This window comes from Pseudonocardia sp. SID8383 (assembly GCF_009864975.1).
In the GTDB taxonomy this organism is placed as follows: Bacteria; Actinomycetota; Actinomycetes; order Mycobacteriales; family Pseudonocardiaceae; genus Pseudonocardia; species Pseudonocardia alni.
On the sequence record NZ_WWFY01000498.1, the window covers coordinates 1 to 927 of the forward strand.

Below are 927 nucleotides of genomic sequence, written 5' to 3' on the forward strand. Positions count from 1 at the left end.
CGCGGGCTCCTGCCGGGCCCGCGCGACCGTGACCGGCGTCGAGGACTCGCGGCGCACGATGTCGCGCAGCCGCCCCAGCGCGGCCGGGAACCGGCGCACCGCCAGCCGGCGCGCCCGCGGGTCCAGCGCGACCTTGCCCAGGAACGCGCCCAGACCCAGCGCGTAGCCGCCCATCTGCTCACGGAGCTCCCCCGGCGACGGCCGGTGGTGGTGCCACACCCAGGCCGAGGGCAGGTAGGCCAGGGTGCCGCCGTCGAGCACGATCCGGACCAGCAGCTCGATGTCCTCGCCTCCGCGGGTGGGCCGGCCCGGGCCGAGCGCCTCGTCGAACCCGCCGAGCGCACGGACCGGCTCGGCACGCACCGCCAGGTTGGCCCCGATCCCGAACAGGCCCGGGGAGAACGGGAACACCGGGGAGTCCGCGGGCGGGTCGTCGAGCCGGAACCGGCGCGGCAGGAAGCCCTTGTTCCAGGCCAGCGCGACGTCGGCGGCCCGCTCCTCGGGCGTCTCCAGCCGCGCGGCGAGCACCGGCCCGCTCAGCGCGGTGAGACCGGGGTCCTCGGCGAAGGCCCCGGCGATCCGCGACGCCCACCGCGGGTCGGGCTCGGTGTCGTCGTCGGTGAACGCGACGACCGCGGTGCGGGCCTCGGCGAGGCCGCGGTTGCGCCCGACCGAGACACCGCGGCGCGGCTCGCGGACGTAGCGGACCCGCGGGTCCGCGCAGTCACGGACGACCTCGCGGGTGCGCTCGTCGGGCGGATCGTTGTCGACGACGAGCACGGTCACGTCCGGGTGGTCGCCTGCCAGCACCGCGGCCAGGCAGCGGCGTACGCTCTCCGGCCGCCCCCGCGTCGCGACCACGACGGTGAGCGGCTCGGCCGACACCGCAGGCTCCCCCGGCGGCTCACGCCCGGCGACGGCCGCGGC

1 protein-coding gene is annotated in these 927 nt (G+C 78.2%); it reads right to left on the minus strand.

Translation table 11 applies throughout. The annotated features are described in order from the left end of the window. Window positions 1-885: glycosyltransferase (locus tag GTW08_RS12165; protein WP_161151937.1), on the minus strand; the 885-nt coding region annotated here is incomplete at its 3' end. Window positions 886-927: the final 42 nt, after the last annotated feature.